The 17,724-nt window shown below is 71.4% G+C and carries 15 protein-coding genes; 11 read left to right on the forward strand and 4 right to left on the reverse strand.

Features of this window, described 5'->3' with window-relative positions; translation table 11 throughout:
• Positions 1-19: 19 nt before the first annotated feature.
• The 6 genes from OHA25_RS61550 to OHA25_RS35945 all read left to right on the forward strand — a co-directional run bounded on the left by OHA25_RS61550 (position 20) and on the right by OHA25_RS35945 (position 4,389).
• Entirely contained in the window at positions 20-262 is a 243-nt protein-coding gene (locus tag OHA25_RS61550; RefSeq protein ID WP_442941932.1) for a hypothetical protein, read from the forward strand.
• 55 nt (positions 263-317) lie between these two features.
• A complete protein-coding gene (locus tag OHA25_RS35925; protein ID WP_327581357.1) occupies positions 318-773 on the forward strand; it encodes a Fur family transcriptional regulator in 456 nt (151 codons plus the stop codon).
• A 15-nt stretch (positions 774-788) separates the two neighbouring features.
• The gene (gene katG, locus OHA25_RS35930; RefSeq protein ID WP_327581358.1) at positions 789-3,020 is read left to right on the forward strand and encodes a catalase/peroxidase HPI; all 2,232 of its coding nucleotides are present in this window, start codon (positions 789-791) and stop codon (positions 3,018-3,020) included.
• A gap of 109 nt (positions 3,021-3,129) precedes the next feature.
• Entirely contained in the window at positions 3,130-3,879 is a 750-nt protein-coding gene (locus OHA25_RS35935; RefSeq protein WP_327581359.1) for a sulfotransferase family protein, read from the forward strand.
• 61 nt (positions 3,880-3,940) lie between these two features.
• A complete protein-coding gene (locus tag OHA25_RS35940) occupies positions 3,941-4,165 on the forward strand; it encodes a hypothetical protein (RefSeq protein WP_327581360.1) in 225 nt (74 codons plus the stop codon).
• Complete coding sequence (locus tag OHA25_RS35945) at positions 4,102-4,389, forward strand: TetR/AcrR family transcriptional regulator (RefSeq protein WP_327581361.1); 288 nt, start codon at positions 4,102-4,104, stop codon at positions 4,387-4,389. The genes OHA25_RS35940 and OHA25_RS35945 overlap by 64 nt, the downstream gene beginning before the upstream one ends.
• On the opposite strand, the gene OHA25_RS35950 is transcribed toward OHA25_RS35945, so the two are convergent.
• From OHA25_RS35950 to OHA25_RS35965, 4 genes are read right to left on the reverse strand one after another with little or no spacing between them, the layout of a single operon-like run.
• Positions 4,340-7,789 (reverse strand): hypothetical protein, encoded by a 3,450-nt coding sequence (locus OHA25_RS35950; protein WP_327581362.1) that lies wholly within the window; start codon positions 7,787-7,789, stop codon positions 4,340-4,342. The genes OHA25_RS35945 and OHA25_RS35950 overlap by 50 nt on opposite strands.
• Positions 7,786-8,598: a carbohydrate ABC transporter permease gene (locus OHA25_RS35955; protein ID WP_327581363.1), complete on the reverse strand. Its 813-nt coding sequence runs from the start codon at positions 8,596-8,598 to the stop codon at positions 7,786-7,788. The genes OHA25_RS35950 and OHA25_RS35955 overlap by 4 nt, the downstream gene beginning before the upstream one ends.
• Positions 8,595-9,503, reverse strand: coding sequence for a carbohydrate ABC transporter permease (locus OHA25_RS35960; protein ID WP_305916939.1), 909 nt, complete (start codon positions 9,501-9,503; stop codon positions 8,595-8,597). The genes OHA25_RS35955 and OHA25_RS35960 overlap by 4 nt, the downstream gene beginning before the upstream one ends.
• 5 nt (positions 9,504-9,508) lie before the next feature.
• On the reverse strand, positions 9,509-10,813 hold the full coding sequence (locus OHA25_RS35965; RefSeq protein ID WP_327581364.1) for an extracellular solute-binding protein: 1,305 nt from the start codon (positions 10,811-10,813) through the stop codon (positions 9,509-9,511).
• 324 nt (positions 10,814-11,137) lie between these two features.
• Here OHA25_RS35965 and OHA25_RS35970 point away from each other — a divergent pair, with 324 nt between their 5' ends.
• The 5 genes from OHA25_RS35970 (at position 11,138) to OHA25_RS35990 (ending at position 17,698) form a co-directional block, all read left to right on the forward strand.
• Positions 11,138-11,875, forward strand: a complete 738-nt coding sequence (locus OHA25_RS35970) for a DeoR/GlpR family DNA-binding transcription regulator (protein ID WP_327581365.1) — start codon at positions 11,138-11,140, stop codon at positions 11,873-11,875.
• Positions 11,876-11,976: 101 nt separating this feature from the next.
• Entirely contained in the window at positions 11,977-13,545 is a 1,569-nt protein-coding gene (locus OHA25_RS35975; RefSeq protein WP_327581366.1) for an alkaline phosphatase D family protein, read from the forward strand.
• Between the two features lie 15 nt (positions 13,546-13,560).
• Entirely contained in the window at positions 13,561-14,487 is a 927-nt protein-coding gene (locus OHA25_RS35980) for a discoidin domain-containing protein (RefSeq protein ID WP_327581367.1), read from the forward strand.
• Positions 14,488-14,503: 16 nt separating this feature from the next.
• Positions 14,504-15,928, forward strand: a complete 1,425-nt coding sequence (locus tag OHA25_RS35985) for an L-fucose/L-arabinose isomerase family protein (RefSeq protein WP_327581368.1) — start codon at positions 14,504-14,506, stop codon at positions 15,926-15,928.
• Positions 15,929-16,102: 174 nt separating this feature from the next.
• Positions 16,103-17,698 carry an FAD-dependent oxidoreductase gene (locus tag OHA25_RS35990; RefSeq protein WP_327581369.1) on the forward strand — a complete coding sequence of 532 codons (1,596 nt, stop codon included), beginning with the start codon at positions 16,103-16,105 and terminating at the stop codon, positions 17,696-17,698.
• Positions 17,699-17,724: the final 26 nt, after the last annotated feature.

The raw sequence follows: 17,724 nt of genomic DNA on the forward strand, positions 1-17,724 counted from the left end.
GGTCGTCACCAGGGTCAAGATGGGGGAATTAGTACAGAGTATAGCTACAGAGCGCACACAGACCATCGCTCGACTCGCACGTGGGAGCACGGGAAAGCACCGCCGGTTCGCCGACCTCGCCACGCTGACCGGCCACGCCGGCTCGGTCCATGCGGTCGCCTCCAGCCCGGACGGCAGGGCGCCGGCCGCCGCGGGCTCCGACGGACGCGTTCACATCTGGAACGCGCCGACCGCGCGGCCGTGTGTCACGGACGCTTACTAAACTTGTACTGTTCGTTGTCTTGAACTATTCGCGTTTATGCAGATAGGTTTGACCCATGACCGCACCCCAGACCCCGACCGCCGCCGAGGAGTTGCGCGGGGCAGGCCTGCGGGTGACGGCCGCCCGCGTCGCGCTGCTCGACACCGTCCGGCAGGGTGACCACCTCGACGTCGAGGCGATCGCCTCCGGGGTGCGCGATCGCGTAGGCCACGTCTCCCTCCAAGCCGTGTACGAGGCCCTCCACGCACTCACCGCGGCGGGACTCCTGCGCCGCATCGAACCGCAGGGCAGCCCGGCCCGGTTCGAGGGACGCGTCGGCGACAACCACCACCACGCCGTGTGCCGGTCGTGCGGTGTCGTCGCCGACGTCGACTGCGCGGTCGGCGAGGCGCCCTGCCTGACGGCGTCCAACGACCAAGGTTTCGTGATCGACGAGGCCGAGGTCATCTACTGGGGCCTGTGCTCCGACTGTTCCAGCGCCCGCAATCTCCTGAGCACCGATATCGCATAGTCCGGAAGGATTCCCATGGCTGAGAACCCTGATGCAATCGTCACAGACGCGAAGACTGAGGGCGAAGGCGGCTGCCCGGTCGCGCACACGCGCGCCCCGCACCCGACTCAGGGTGGCGGAAACCGCCAGTGGTGGCCGGAACGGCTCAACCTGAAGATCCTCGCCAAGAACCCCGCCGTGGCCAACCCCCTCGGCGAGGAGTTCGACTACGCCGAGGCGTTCAAGAGCCTCGACCTCGCCGCCGTCAAGCAGGACATCCTGGAGGTGCTGACGACCTCGCAGGACTGGTGGCCGGCCGACTTCGGCCACTACGGCCCGTTCATGATCCGGATGGCGTGGCACAGCGCCGGCACCTACCGGATCAGCGACGGCCGCGGCGGCGCCGGGGCCGGCCAGCAGCGCTTCGCGCCCCTCAACAGCTGGCCGGACAACGGCAACCTCGACAAGGCCCGCCGCCTGCTGTGGCCGGTCAAGAAGAAGTACGGCCAGAAGATCTCCTGGGCCGACCTCATGATCCTCACCGGCAACGTCGCCCTGGAGTCGATGGGCTTCAAGACCTTCGGTTTCGCCGGCGGCCGCGCGGACGTCTGGGAGCCCGACGAGGACGTCTACTGGGGTCCCGAGACCACCTGGCTCGGCGACGAGCGCTACACCGGCGACCGTGAGCTGGAAAACCCGCTCGGCGCCGTTCAGATGGGCCTCATCTACGTCAACCCGGAGGGCCCCAACGGCAACCCGGACCCGATCGCCGCGGCCCGCGACATCCGCGAGACGTTCCACCGGATGGCGATGAACGACGAGGAGACGGCCGCCCTCATCGTGGGCGGTCACACCTTCGGCAAGACCCACGGCGCAGGCCCGGCCGAGCACGTCGGCCCCGACCCCGAGGCCGCCCCGATCGAGGCGCAGGGTCTCGGCTGGAGCAACACGTTCGGCACCGGCAAGGGCGCCGACGCGATCACCAGCGGTCTCGAGGGCATCTGGACGAACACCCCGATCACGTGGGACAACAGCTTCCTCGAGATCCTCTACGGCTATGAGTGGGAGCTGTTCAAGAGCCCCGCGGGCGCCTACCAGTGGCGGCCGAAGGACGGCGCCGGGGCGGGCACCGTCCCCGACGCTCACGACCCGTCGAAGCGCGTGGCCCCGACGATGCTGACGACCGACCTCTCGCTCCGGTTCGACCCGATCTACGAGCAGATCACGCGGCGGTGGCTGGAGCACCCCGACGAGCTGGCGGACGCCTTCGCCCGCGCGTGGTTCAAGCTGACCCACCGCGACATGGGCCCGATCGTGCGCTACCTCGGCCCGGAGGTCCCGGCCGAGGCGCTGCTGTGGCAGGACCCCCTCCCCGCGGTGACGCACGAGCTCATCGACGCTGAGGACGTCGCCGCCCTCAAGGGGCAGATCCTCGCCTCGGGCCTGCCGGTGTCCCAGCTCGTGTCGACGGCGTGGGCGTCGGCCTCGTCCTTCCGCGGCAGCGACAAGCGGGGCGGCGCCAACGGCGCGCGCATCCGCCTCCAGCCGCAGAGCGGGTGGGAGGTCAACGACCCCGACCGGCTGGCGACGGTGCTGGGCACCCTGGAGGGCATCCAGAAGGCCTTCAACGGCGCCCAGACCGGCGGCAAGCAGGTCTCGCTCGCCGACGTGATCGTGCTCGCCGGCTGCGCGGCCGTCGAGAAGGCCGCCAAGGACGCCGGCTTCGACGTCCAGGTGCCCTTCACGCCGGGTCGCGTGGACGCCTCGCAGGAGCAGACCGACGTGGAGTCGTTCGCCCCGCTCGAGCCGGCCGCCGACGGGTTCCGCAACTACCTCGGCAAGGGCAACCGGCTGCCGGCCGAATACCTGCTGCTCGACCGGGCGAACCTGCTGACCCTGAGCGCCCCCGAGATGACGGTCCTCATCGGTGGCCTGCGCGTCCTGGGCGCGAACCACCAGCAGTCGCCGCTCGGCGCCTTCACCACGACCCCCGGGTCGCTGACCAACGACTTCTTCGTCAACCTGCTCGACCTGGGCACGACGTGGAAGGCGGTGTCGGAGGACGCGAACACCTTCGAGGGTCGCGACAGCGCCACGGGCGAGGTCAAGTGGACCGGCACCCGCGCCGACCTCGTCTTCGGGTCGAACTCCGAGCTGCGCGCGCTCGCCGAGGTCTACGCGAGCGACGACGCGAAGGAGAAGTTCGTGAACGACTTCGTCGCGGCGTGGGACAAGTTGATGAACCTCGACCGGTTCGACCTTCGCTGAGCATGACGCCCGGGCCGGCCTCGCGGCCGGCCCGGGCGCTTTCGCGAATTGAACAAGTGTTGAAATTCGCCCCCCGTCCTCCTAGCCTGAAGGCGACAGGTCAGCGGACATGACAGGGGACGTCGACATGCTCAAGGTCATCGGCGCGGGTCTTCCGCGCACCGGCACCACCTCGACGAAGGCCGCGCTGGAACGGCTGGGGTTCGACCCCTGCTACCACATGGCCGAGGTGATGACCCACCCCGACCACGTCGACCGGTGGCTGTCGGTGGCCGCCGGCGAGGTGAAGACGCGCGAAGACTGGAGCCGGGTGTTCGCGGGCTACCAGGCGACCCAGGACTGGCCCGCCAGCCACTACTGGCGGGAACTGGCCGACGCCTTCCCCGAGGCGAAGATCGTGCTCACCGTACGCGACCCGCACAAGTGGTATCCGAGCGTGCGGATGCTCCTGTCCGGTGAGAACCGCCCGGACCTGTCGGCGGAACTGCCCGCGGACCTGCCCGAGGCCGTCCGCCAGATCTTCGCCTCCATGGAGCGGATGCGGCCGGCGATGGACCAGATCGGCCAGGCCTACTTCGGCTCCGACTGGCACTTCGGGGGAGACATGGTGGACGAGGACGCGGCCGTGGCGGTGTTCGAGCGGCACGTGGCGGCGGTGAAGGAAGGCGTTCCCGAGCAGCGCCTGCTGGTGTTCGACGTGCGGGAGGGGTGGGAGCCGCTGTGCGCCTTCCTCGGCGTGGACGTTCCCGCCGGGGAGCCGTTCCCGCATCTGAACGACGCCGAGTCGATGCGGCAGGCGTTCGAGCGGATGCAGGAGGGCGATATGTCGGCGTTCCCGTTCGGCGAGCCCGGCCACTGACAGCCCGGGGGCCGGGCGCGCTCGGCGGTAGCATCGGCCTGCACGGGAGAGGTGACCAGCAGTGACCAGTGCCGCCGAGGCGCACGTGGACAAGTCCTCGGTGATCCAATACTTCGGCACCAAGCAGCAGCTCTTCCGCGAGGCCGTCGCCTTCGACCTGGAGGTCGACGCGCTCACCGTGGGGGTGATCCGGCCGCCTCGGCGGACAACTACCTGCGTGCCATGCTCCATCGCTGGGCCGCCGATCCCGACAGCCCCATGGCCGTGCTCCTGCGCACCAGCCTGACCAGCGAGGAGGCCGCCGAACTGCTGCGCAGGCACGTCACCGCCGAGGCCATCGACCGGATCGCCCGGCGCCTGGAGGGGCCGGACCCGCGGCTGCGGGCGGCGCCGGCCGGGGCGATCATGTTCTCGCGCCGCCGGACAACCCGAGCGCCTGACAGGACCTGCGGACCCGAGGTCAGGCACCCGCCGCCCACCGCAGACGTACGGGGCCGAACAGGCCGGTGACGCGCTGGCCGGGGAAGACGAAGTGCGTCGGGCTGACCTCGTCCAGGTAGGGGCCGAGGGTGCCGAGCACGAGGATCTCGACCGTAGTGTCCCCGCTGTCCAGGCGGATGTCGAAGGTGTAGGGCGAGCACACCCGGATGCCGCACGGCCGCCCGTTCACCGTCACCTCCGCGGTGCCGCGTACTCTGCCGAGATCGAGGAGGCCGGGCCCGGCCGCGGCGGTGACCGTGGTGCGGTAGCGGACGCCGCCGCTGTAGCCGGCCAGCCCGCGCTCCTCCCAGTCCCCGAGCCGCATCCGGCCGGGACCGCAGGTGAAGCGCACCGGACCGGCGAGCGCCGCGCCTGACTGCGCGCCGGGCGCCGTCGTCACCTCCAGTTCGGTGCCGCCGGCGATCCGGACCGTGGCGCCCGATGCCGCGTCCACCTCGATCCCCGTCACTCCGGGCGGCAGATCCAGCAGGAAGCGCTCGGTTCCCGGCCGGGCGCCGGGCACGGCGAAGGCGGCGGGCAGCGCGGATGGATGCCCGTCGAGCCAGCCGGCCGCCGGAAGGGGATGCGGCCGGGGGCGCAGGTACAACGCGGCGGGGTCGCCGTGCTGGCGGCGCCGTACCTGCGGGCGCGACGGCCAGTGCGGGCCCGAGACCGCCAGCCCGTCCACCAGCACCCAGCCGTCCGACACCACCCGGATCGTGTTGTCGCCCCGCCGGAGCAGCCCGGAGACGTCGTAGCGGCGCACCCGCGGGATGTCGGCGTCCGCGTAGGGGTCGAAGCCGCCCTGCCGGCCCGCCTCCTCGCCGTTGACCAGCACGCGGCAGGGCGCCGTCGAGGCCACCTGCAGCACCTCGTACGGCGGCGCCCCGAGGCGCACGGTCGTCTCCAGCAGCGAGCCGCCGATCCACTCCGGCCGGGCGGCGTCGGCGGGATCGGCGACCAGGCACGCGTAGGCGCGCAGGTCCAGCTCCTCGTCCGGGACGAGAAGCAGCTCCAGCGCCTGCTCGCCAGGTGGGAGGGGCGAACGGGAGACGGCGGCGTACCCGGCGTCGTCGAGCGGCTGCTCGGCACCGTCCAGCCAGACGGTCTTGGCGGCGCCCGCACCCACCGCGAGCCATCCGCCACCGGGGGGCACGGTGAGCAGGCTGCGGAAGCGGGCCCGCTCGCCCGCCCGCACGCGGCCGAAGGCGAGGAACTCCGCCGGCACGTGCCCCTTCGGCCCCAGCGTGTCGCGGTGAACGGGGTCTTTACGCAGCCCGCGCGACGCCGACCACACCGAGGGCGTCCACGGGCCGTCCCCGATCCGCTGCTCGCCCCGCGGGCCGAAGGTGGCGTGCACGTGCTCGCCGCCGGGTGTGCGCAGCGTCCAGCGTTCGACGGTGGCGCTCGTGGTGCCGAAGTCCGACCAGGTGTCGTCGAGGGTGGGCACGAGTTCGACGTCCCACTCCGCGCCGAGGTCGAGCTCGTGCCGGTAGGCGGGGGGCGGCGGCGCGGGCTCGGCCTCGGTGCCGTCGAAGATCAGCAGTGCGGCCGGTCCGCCGTCGAACGGCACGACGACCTCCACGGCGTCGCCGTCCGCCCGGTACGGCAGCGCTCTCGGCTCGCCGCCGCCGAAGAGGTCCGCCAGCAGCGGCGTCCCCGAGACGCCCCGCACCGTGATCCGCATCTCCCGTGCGTACCTGCCGGGGTCGAAGTCGATGGCGGCATCCAGCCAGCCCAGGTCGACGCCGCGCGCCTCGGGCCGGCCGACGCCGATCCTGCTGGCCATGGGGAACGCGGCGGTCAGGAACACCACCGTGGTGCCGCCGATCTCGCGGACCAGCGGCGGGACCGGCGCCTCCACCCGCCGCTCGAGCCCCGCTAGCGCCTGCCCGAGCTGCTCGCTCGACGGCGCGAACACCGCGCCGCCGCCGCTCGCGAAGCGGGCGCGCAGCCGAGGCGAGTCCGGCAGCGCGGCCACGGCGACCAGCAGCCCCCCTGCCGCGGCGAACGCGTCGAGCCGGGCGGCGACGTCCTCGTCGATGGCCGTGACGGCGGGCAGGATGATGGCCCGGTAGACCTCGGTGGAGACGGCCAGCCGCCCGCCGGCCACGTCCGCGCGCCGCACCGAGTCCTCGTCGATCACGTCGGCGTCGAGACAGAGCCGGTCAAGGGCGCCGGGTGCGGCCGCGAACCAGGCCATGTCGCCCACGATCTCCCGGTAGACGCGCTGGGCGCGCGCCGCCTCGCCATCCGGCTCGGCGGGCCGGTCCGCGGGCGTGCCCGCCCGCGCGGTCGTCGCGGGCAGCAGGACGGCGACGTCGCAGGCGTGCCGCCCCAGCGACAAGGCGGCGCACAGGCGGGTGACCGCGTCGGCGAAGACCCGGTGGTGCCGCCAGTACGGCTGACGCCAGTCGGTGGACGGCGGCGCCCACTCCCACCAGCCGCGGCTGGTGGTGTAGTAGACGGCATGCGGGTTGTACAGGGTGGCGCCGGCCCGCAGCCAGGGCAGCAGCCAGTCGAAGGTCTCCTCCAGCGTGCCGCCCCACCCGCTGGAGTGGAACGCCTCGATCCAGGTGCGCGGCCTGCCGTAGAGGTGGGCGAGGGAGGAGTGCAGGCGCGCGTCGCCGTGGTGGTCGGAGCCCGGCGCGCTGAACCAGCGGTGGGTCCGCGCGTAGTCGGCGTAGAGCCGCACCCCGTCGACCGGATGGCCGGCCCGGGCCGGATCCTGCTGGTCGCAGCCGTGGAGCAGGCCGTGGCGCCGGTGCCAGTCCGCAAGCGGCCGGAAGAACGCCTCCTCGGCCAGCTCGGCGCGGGTGAGCTGGTACGCCTCCCAGTCGGGGTCGCCGATCGAGAACGGCCTGCCGCGCCTGGCCGCGTACTCCTCGGCGAACGTGGCCGACCAGGTGGGCAGGGTCGGGAGCTCGTCCTGGAACGACCCCGCGATCACCCGGCCGAACCAGTGCCCGAGGCGGCGCTCGAACTCCCCGTGCACCCGGTCGAGCAGCACGGCGCAGGCGGTGGGGGACAGGTAGTCGAAACCGCGGCTGGAGACCGACCCGTCGGCCGCCAGCCACTGCCCGGCGAACTCCGGACGCTCCTGGACGAGGCGGGCCTGCAGGTCGGCGCCGGAGAAGCCGAGCTGGTCGTAGAACCACAGGAAGGCGCCCAGCTCGAAGGCGTCGCCGCAGACCCCGTCCAGCAGCTTCCACCACGCCTCGGACAGGAACGGCGGGTCGTCGGCGTCCGAGCCGAACAGCGGCCCCGACGGCGCGAGGTTGAGGATGACGAGATTACGCACGCCCCCTTCGACCAGGCGCTCCATCTGCCAGCGCAGCCGGTCGCGGCGCAGCGGCTCACCGCTCCACCACCAGATGGCCACCGGCGAGTGCGAGGCGGGCGGCTGGCGGAGCACATCCTGGAGATTCATCCCTTCAGCCCGCTCGAGAACCCCTTGATCACGTAGCGCTGCAGCGCCAGGAACACCACCACGATGGGCAGCGCGCCCAGCACGAGCCCGGCGAAGACCAGGCCGTGGTCGGAGACGTACTGGCCGACGAAGGCGAAGACGCTGACCGGGACCGTCTCGAAACCGGAGCCGCCGAGGTACAGCAGCGGGGTGAAGAAGTCGTTCCAGATGAACACCGCGTTGAGGATCAGCACGGTGCCGGTGATCGGCCGCAGCAGCGGGAAGACCACCCGGGTGAACGCCGTCAGGTGCGAGGCGCCGTCGATCTGGGCGGCGCTGGCGTACTCGCCGGGCAGCGCGCGGATGAAGCCGGTGTAGAGGAAGACGGTGAAGGGGAGCTGGATGCCGGTGTAGAAGAGGATCATCCCGGCGTGCGTGCCGATCAGCCCGAGGTCGGTGACCAGCTGGTAGAGCGGGATCATGCCGAGCTGGAAGGGCAGCACGATGCCGAGCAGGAACAGGATGTACAGGCCGTAGCCGAGCCGGGTCTGCACCCGGGCCAGGAAGTAGGCGGCGAACGAGCCGAGCGCGATCAGCGCGATGAGGCTGACCACGGTGATCACCGTGCTGTTCACCAGGGACGGGCCGAGCGCCGCCGCCGTCCAGGCCTTGCCGAAATTGTCGAGCGTGGGCGGGCTGGGCAGGGCCAGCGGAGCCTGCGCGATCTGGGCGGGATCCTTCAGCGACAACGAGATCAGGCTGTAGACGGGGAAGAGGAACGCCACCGCCACCGCGATCATGACGATCTCCAACAGGAACGTCCTTCTCACGCGGTCACCTCCCGGCGCCGCAGGTGATAGACCTGCACCAGCGAGACGGCCGCCACGAACAGTCCCAGCACCAGCGCGATCGCGGTGCTGTAGCCGAACTTGCCGAACACGAACGCCTGCTTGTACAGCACCGTGGACAGCGTCTCGGTGGCGTAGCCGGGGCCGCCGTTCGTGGCCGCGAAGACCTGGTCGAACAGCTTGAGCCCGCCGATCGTGGAGAGCATCAGGTTGATCGTCACGGCGGGCGCGAGCAGTGGCCAGGTGACGTAGCGGAAGCGCTGGAAGGCGCCGGCGCCGTCGATCATCGCCGCCTCGTGCAGCTCCTTGGGCACGCCCTCCAGCCCGGCCAGGAAGATGACCATGGAATAACCGGCGTACTGCCACACCACCATGCCCGCGATCGACCACAGCGCCACCGAGGGGTCGCCGAGCCAGTCGACCTCCAGGCCGAGCAGCCCGTTGAGGCCGGCCGACGGGTCGGGGTTGTAGACGTACTTCCACAGGAAGGCCACCATCACGGGGCTGACGACCACGGGGGCGAAGAAGATCACCCGCAGCAGCGCCCGGCTCTTCAGCTTGGCGTGCACGCCGAGCGCCAGCAGCAGCCCGACGCCGTTCTGCACGATCACGATGGCCACGGTGAGCAGCAGCGTGTTGCCGATCGAGCCCATGGCCTGCTCGTCGCCGAGGAGCGTGCCGAAGTTGGCGAGCCCGACGAAGGACATGTCCTGGCCGATCCCGCTCCAGTCGGTGAAGGCGTACACGATGCCGCCGGCCGCGGGGTAGAGCACCACCAGCGCGTACACGACGAGAGCGGGCGCGGCGAACAGCCACGACGGCGAGGTGAGGCGGGAGCGCCGCCCGGCCGCGGCCGGGCGGGTGCGGGCTGGTTTGGTCGCGGTCACCAGGGTCACTTCCGGTAGGCCTCGTCCATCTTCGTCAGCGCCTCGTCGATCGTGGACTTGCCCGCGAGCAGCTCCTGGACGACCGCGAAGTGCACCGGCTGCACCTCGGCGTTGGGCCAGCGCTGATCCATGAACGGCACCGCCCTGTCCTTGGTGAACGGCAGGAACGACTCCACGGCCGGATCGATCGTGGACGAGGCGTCCTGGGTGAGCGGGATCGCGGAGATGGCCTTGGCCCAGGCGTTGATGTTCTCCTGCTTGCCGAGGAAGTCGATGAACGCCTTCGCCTCCTCGACGTTCTTGCCCTTGGCTGCGGCGCCGAGCCCGACGACGACGCCGGCCGGGATCCACACCGAGGCGGCGTCGTCGGCCCCCGGCACCGGGAACATCGACAGGTCATCGGGCGCGGCGGCGGCCTTGCGGAAGTCGGGCAGCACCGCCGAGACCTGGATGGCCATGCCCGCCTTGCCGGTGGCCACCATGGAGATCTGCTGTTCGAACGTGGTGCCGTTCGGCTTGTCGTTGAAGAAGCCGCGCTTCTGCAATTCCAGGTACATCTCCATGGCCTGGCGCCAGCCCGACTCGGCGAAGGTGGTCTGCCCCGCGAGCTGCTTGTCGTCGAACGTGGGGTCCTTGGCGTAGACCGTCGAGGGCACCAGCGCGTACGTGATGAGCTGGGTGACCCACGGCGTCTGCGCGCCGAGCGCGATCGGCGCGACGCCCGACTTCTTCAGCTTGTCGCAGACCGCCAGGAACTCGGTCCACGTCGTCGGCGGGGCGTCCACGCCCGCCTGCTCGAAGACCTTCTTGTTGTAGATCGCGCCGATCACCGACGACCCGGCGGAGAAGATGTAGGTCTTGCCGCCGAGCTGGAAGGCCGGTTTGAACCCTGCGGGGATCGTCTGGGTCCACGGCTGGGCCGACAGGTCCGCCAGCAGCCCGGCCTCGGCGATCTGGGTCATCGACATCGCGCTGCCGTTGCCCGGGTAGACCACGTGCAGATCGGGCGCGTTGCCCGCGCCGAGCTGGGTGCGCACCGAGGTCTGCACCTGGTCGGTGGGGGCGTAGGAGGCGGTGACCCGCACCGCGGGCTTGACCTTCTGGTAGGCGGCCAGCAGCTCGTCCATGGCGGACTTCTGATCGGCCACGCCGATGAACTTCAGTTCCGTCGCCGCGGCCCCGCCGCCGGTCGTGGCGGTGGTCTCCGGCTTGGTGGAGCACGCGGTGGCGGCCGCCGCGACCGCCAGGCCGCCCATCATGCGGAAGAACTGGCCGCGGCTCACGCGGGCGTCGCGCAGCAGGTCGGTCATGTCATGACTCCTCGGTCGTGCGGAAGAAGCGGTCCCCCGAGGCACCCGGCGGGTCTGCCCGCCGGGCAGGCGGACGGCGGCGGCCCTCCCACCTGCCCAGGCCGATGCGAACGTTTTAATCACGGTCATGCGACAGCGTTCCGAGCATGCCAGGCGACGGATTGTTAAATTAACAACAAGTTCTGTTAAATCGATGGATGGGGGGAGAGTATGAGTCGCCCAAGCGGAGTGTCAAGGGTAGGATTCGCGACCGTCCAGGCGAGGGTGGGAGCTCAGGTGAATTCGCGGCAGCACACCTCAAGCAGGTCCGCGCGGTGGCGGGGCATGGCGGAGCTGATCGTGCGGCAGGGCTCGGCGACGGTGACGGAGCTCGCGGAGGGTTTCGCCGTGAGTGTGATGACCGTCCACCGCGACCTCGACGAGCTGGAGCGCCAGGGGATGGTGCGCAAGGTCCGTGGCGGCGCCACCGCTCAGGCGTCCAACATCTGGGAGAGCAACATCGCCTACCGCCTCCAGGCGCACACCGCGGCGAAGGACGCGATCGCGCAGGTGGTGGCGGGCATGATCGAGCCGGGCAGCTCCGTCATGCTGGACGACTCCACCACGGCGCTGGCCGTGGCCAGGCGGTTGAGCGCGATGGCGCCCCTGACCGTGGTGACGAACTTCCTGGAGGCGATCAGGCTGCTCGCCGGCACTCCCGACATCCGGCTCATCGCGCTCGGCGGCGAATATCACGCCACCCACGACTCCTTCCTCGGCCTCGGCTGCGTCGACGCGGCCGAGGCGGTGAGCACCGACGTGGTCGTGGTCTCCACCTCGGCGATCTCCGACCAGTACGCCTTCCATCAGGAGCAGGAGATCGTCCTGGTCAAGCGGGCGATGCTGCGCTCGGGCACGCGCCGCATCCTGGCCGTCGACGGCTCCAAGCTGGCGCGTATGGCCCTGCACCGGGTCGCGCCCCTCGACGATTTCGACGTCATCGTGGTCGACTCCGACGCCCCCGCCGAGATGCTGCAGCGGCTGCGTGACCGGCACCGGCACGTCGAGGTGGCACAGATGTAACACCGTGGCTCGTTATTTGTAACTTGACCCTTGTTAAGACTTTGGCTGCTTGCTACAAAGTGAGGGCTTTCGCCCTGCCCCCCGCACTGTGAGGAAGCAGCATGCCCGACCTCGCCCGCCGTTCCTTCTTCGGGCTCGGCGGCTCCGCACTGGCCCTCGCCTTCACCACCAACCTGGCCGATCCCTGGACCGCGCCGGCCACCGTCAAAGGCGACTACCCCTTCCACCTGGGCGTCGCGTCCGGGGACCCGCTGCCGGACCGGGTCATGTTATGGACCCGCCTGGCCGTCAAGCCGCTCGAACCCCTTGGTGGCATGCCGTACAACAAGATCGCGGTCGACTGGGAGATCGCGGAGGACGAGGCGTTCACCCGGCGCGCCCGGCACGGCACCGCCTGGGCCACCCCCGAGTACGGACACTCGGTCCACGTGGACGCCAAAGGACTGCATCCCGGCCGGGAGTACTTCTACCGCTTCCGCACCGGCGGCCAGATCAGCCCGGTCGGCAGGACCAGGACGGCGCCCGCGCCGGGCAGCAGCCCCGAGAGCCTGAAGCTGGCCTTCGCCTCCTGCGCCCTGTGGCAGGACGGCTACTACACCGCCTACCGGCATCTCGCGGAAGAAGAGCCTGATGTGGTCTTCCACCTGGGCGACTACATCTACGAATACGGCATCGTGCCCTCCGGCGGACTGCGCCAGACGCCGGTGCCCGAGCAGTTCAGGGTGCAGTGCGACACCCTCGACCGCTTCCGCGTCCAGTACGGCCTCTACAAGAGCGACCCCGACCTGCAGGCCGCGCACCAGCGGGCGCCGTGGATCGTCACCTGGGACGACCACGAGGTGCTCGACAACTGGGCGGGCCCGCACGGGCCGGGCGGCGAGGTGAGCGAGCAGGACTACCTGGTCATCCGCGCCAACGCCTTCCGGGCCTACTGGGAGAACCTGCCCATCCGGGTGCCCCCCGTGCAAGGCCCGGACGCGCGGATCTACCGCAGGTTCACCTACGGCGACCTCGCCGAGTTCAACGTGCTCGACACCCGCCAGTACCGCGACGACCAGGTGTGCGGCGACGGGCAGCAGGTCGGCTGCGCCGAGCGCCTCGACCCCGCCCGGCAGATGCTCGGCGCCGAGCAGGAGCGATGGCTGCTCGACGGCCTCGGCGCCTCGCGCGCCAAGTGGAACGTGCTGGCCCAGCAGATCGCCATGATCCAGCTCGACTTCGACGCCTCGCCCGCCCAGCGGCTCAGCATGGACCTCTGGGACGGATACAAGGCCGCCAAGGACCGCGTGCTGACCGGCATGGCCGAGCGCCGGGTCAGCAACCCCGTCGTGCTCACCGGGGACATTCACTACAACCTGGCAGGCGAGCTCAAGACGAACTTCGACGATCCCGCCTCGCCCACGGTCGGCGTGGAGTTCGTCGGCACCTCCGTCAGCAGCGGCGGCAACGGCAACGCCGCCGCCGGCCTGCCGCCCGGCGGGCGCGACGCCGTCAACCCGCATCTGCGTTTCTCCAGCTACCAGCGCGGCTACGTGTCCTGCCAGGTCACCAGGAGCCAGTGGCAGGCCGACTTCAAGGTCGTCCCCTACGTCGACCGGCCGGGCGCGCCGGTCTCCACCAGGGCCAGCCTCGTGACGCTCGACGGCGTTCCCGGCCTGAACGCGCTCTGACAGGAAGGAACGATCATGCGTCACCTCACCGCCGCGCTCGCCGTCGCCGGCGTCGCCGCCCTGCTGGCCGCGCCGGCCGCGGGAGCCACCCCCCGGCGGCAGGACCCCTCTCCCGCCGCCGAGCAGCCCGCGACGGTCCCTTCGGTACGGGTCAAGCCCGGCACCTCCAAGGGCACCGGCGAGCTGACCCCCATCGCGGGCGCCGACCGGCTGCTCGCCCCGCTCGGCGTGGACGCCGCCTGCCCGGCCAAGATCCAGATCGGCCTGCGCAGCGACGCGAAGAAACCCGTCTACGCCGACCTTTTCGTGGAGATCGACCAGCCGCTGTCGGCCTCCCGCTCCATGCTGTCCAGCTACCTGCCACCCGGCTACGAGCTCGGCGCGAAGCTGCTGGTCGCCGTCCCGCCCACCACCCCCGAGGGCGAGTACGGCCTGCGCCTGCGCGCCGGTGAGCGCACGCTGGCCGTGCCCGTCGAGGTCGTCACCCTGGACCGCCTCGACAACGGCGGCAACCTGGCGCTGCTGCGGCCGGTCACGGCCTCCTCCCAGCACACCAACGCGAACTACCCGCCATGCAGCGTCGCCGACGGCGACACGAGCTCCAACGGGTGGGCCGGCGGCAACGGCTGGAACGACGCCACGGGCCGGACCTGGCCCGACACCGTGTCCGTCGCGCTCGGCGGCGCCAAGCAGGTCTCCCGCGTGGACCTGTACACCCTGAACACCGAACGCTACCCGGCCGCGACCTTCGGGCTGCGCGACTGGGACGTCCAGACCGGACTAAACGGCCAGTGGCAGACGGTCGCGCAGGTGCGCGGCAACGTCGCGGGCAGCGTGCGCTCCGACTTCGCGCCCGTCACCGCCGACGCCGTCCGCATCGTCGCACTGGCCTCGAACGGCGCCAACGACTACACCCGCATCATCGAGGTCGAAGTCCGCTGACCGAAGGGAGACTCTCATGAGCACACTCACCCGCGGCACGCCGCCCCGCACCAAGGTGGGCCTGGTGGCAGGCGGGCTCGGAGCCTACTGGCCGCAGTTCCCCGACCTGCTGCCGCAGCTTGAGCGCTCCTCCGCCCGGGTCGCCGAGCGGATGACGGCACTGGACTGCGACGTGGTGGACGTCGGCTTCATCTCCGACGCCCAGGAGGGCGCCGCGGCGGCCGAACGGCTGCGCGTGGCGGGCTGCGACCTCATCGTCGGGTTCCTCACCACCTACATGACCGCCACCATGCTCGTGCCGATCGCCCAGCGCAGCGGCGCGCCGGTGTTGCTGATCAACCTGCAGCCGACCGAGTCCATGGACCACGCCGCCTTCGACACCGGCCAGTGGCTGGCCTACTGCGGCGCCTGCCCGCTGCCGGAGATGGCCAACGCCTTCATGCGCTGCGGCGTCCCGTTCCGCTCGGTGTCCGGCTACCTCGAGGACGAGCGGGCCTGGGAGAAGATCGGCCGGTGGGTGCGCGCGGCAGGGGTCAGGGCGGCGCTGCGGCGGGGCCGGCACGGACTCATGGGCCACCTGTATCCTGGGATGCTGGACGTGGCCACCGACCTCACCCTGGTCAGCGCCAACTTCGGCGGGCACGTCGAGGTGCTCGAGTTCGACGACCTGCGGGTCCGCGTGGAGAAGGTCACCGACGCCGAGACCGACGAGCGGACGAAGCTGGCCCGCGAGGTCTTCGAGCTGGCCGACACCGTCAACGAGGACGACCTGTCGTGGGCGGCCCGCGTCTCGGTCGGGCTCGACCGGCTCGTGGCCGACTTCGAGCTGGACAGCCTGGCCTACTACCACCGCGGGCTGGACGGGGAGATCCACGAGCGCCTCGGCGCCGGCATGATCCTCGGCGCGTCCCTGCTCACCGCCCGGGGCATCCCGGCGGCAGGCGAGTACGAGCTGCGTACCTCGCTCGCCATGCTGATCATGGACCGGCTCGGCGGCGGCGGCTCCTTCACCGAACTGCAGGCGCTCGACTTCGCCCGCGGCCATGTCGAGATGGGCCACGACGGGCCCGCCCATCTGGCGATCAGTTCGCGCCGGCCGCTCCTGCGCGGCCTCGGCGTCTACCACGGCAAGCGGGGCTGGGGCGTCTCGGTCGAGTTCGACGTGGCGCGCGGGCCGGTCACCGCGTTCGGCCTGCGGCAGCGTCACGACGGGGCCTTCGGCTTCGTCGTCTCGCAGGGGGAGGTGGTGGGCGGCCCGCTGCTACAGATCGGCAACACCACCTCGCGGGTCGACTTCGGATGCGACCCCGGCGAGTGGACCGACGCCTGGAGCGCCAGCGGCATCTCCCACCATTGGGCACTCGGCACCGGACACCGCGTCGACGACCTGCGGGCGGTCGCCGACCTGCTCGGGGCCGAGCTCGTGCACGTCCAGCCCTGACCCGCTGCGGTCAGCGCCGGACCGCGCTCCCGCCGGGCCGGGCTCCCTGCTCGGCAAAGACCAGGGAACGATCACCGTCACCGGGCTACAGGGCGCAGCGGCCGGGGTAGGCCCACACGGGCAGAGCCCGTCACCGACGAGCGGGCGCGTGCTTGCTCGACGGGGGAGTCGCCGGTGAAAGTCGTCGTCGATCTGACGCGCTGCCAGGGCTACGGGCAGTGCGCCTTCCTCGCGCCGGACGTCTTCACCATGCGAGAAGAGGCGCTGCTGTACGACCTGGACCCCGGCGACGAGCGGCGCGAGCACGTGCTGCGGGCGGCCGCCGCCTGCCCGGTCCAGGCCATCCATCTCGACTGGGCGGCGACCCGGCACGCCGCCGAGCAGGCCGGCCCGCCCGCCCCCGGGAAGAGCGACGGCCGCATCGTCATCGTCGGTGCCTCCCTGGCCGGGGCCCGCGCCGCCGGTGTGCTCAGGAGGGAGGGCTTCGCCGGATCGCTGACCGTGATCGGCGACGAGCCCGACCAGCCCTACGACCGGCCTCCCCTGTCCAAACAGGTCCTCACCGGGCAGGTGCCGCCCGACCACACCATGCTGCCCCGCCTGCGCGAAGTCGAGGCCGAGTGGCTATGGGGGACCCCGGCGACCGGGCTGGACGTGGCCGGCAAGCGGGTGCGGCTGGCCGACGGCCGCGAGATCGGTTTCGACCGGGTCCTGCTGGCCACCGGCACCCGCGCCCGGTCCTGGCCGAACGAGGCCGAGGCCGCGCTGGAGGGCGTGCACACGCTGCGCACCGTCGCCGACGCCGCCCGGCTGCGGCAGGCGCTGGCCGCCGGCCCGCGCCGGGTGCTCATCCTCGGCGCCGGGTTCACCGGCTCGGAGATCGCCTCCGTGTGCCGCGAACTGGACCTGCCGGTGACGGTCGTCGAACGCGGTCCCGCCCCGCTCGTCGGCGCGCTGGGCGGCGTGCTCGGCGACGTGGCGGCGCAGCTGCACCGCGAACACGGCGTGGACCTGCGGTGCCACACGACGGTCACGGCCCTGGAGGGCGACGCGGACGGGCGGCTGCGCGGCGCACGCCTGTCGGACGGCAGCACGGTGGAGGCCGACGTGGCCGTCGTCGCACTCGGCTCCATCCGCAACGTCGAATGGCTGCGGGACTCGGGCCTGGCCGCCGGCGTGTGGGGCGTTGCCTGCGACGCGGGCTGCCGCGCCGTGGACAGCAACGGCCTGGTCACCGATGACGTCTTCGTCGCCGGCGACATCGCGCGCTTCCCGCACCCGCTCTACCAGTACCAGTTCATGACGCTGGAGCACTGGGGCAACGCGGTCGCCCAGGCCGAGATCGCCGCCCACAACATGATCAGCGACCAGGCGCATCGCTGGCCGCACCTGTCGGTGCCGGTGTTCTGGTCCAGCCAGTTCGGGGTCAACATCAAGTCGGTCGGCGTGCCCACCTTCGCCGACGAGGTCGTCATCACCCAGGGCTCGGTGGCCGAGCGCCGCTTCGTCGCCGTCTACGGATACCAGGGCCGCGTCACGGCGGCGGTCACCTTCGATCAAGGACTGTGGCTGGAGTTCTACCAGCGGCTGATCGAGCAGGCCGCGCCGTTCCCGCCCCGGTTCCGCCACGTCGACCAGCGCGAGGCCGCCGAGCCCGTGCCCGCACGGGTCCCCGAGCGGCTGGTGGCCACGGCGGGGGCGACGGTCGTGGTGACCGGTCACGACCCGGCCGAACGCCGCGCCTCGCTGGTGCAGGCGCCACAGAGCTGAACGCCCGGCAGGAGAGAGCGCAGACC

This window comes from Nonomuraea sp. NBC_00507, assembly GCF_036013525.1.
GTDB lineage: Bacteria > Actinomycetota > Actinomycetes > Streptosporangiales > Streptosporangiaceae > Nonomuraea.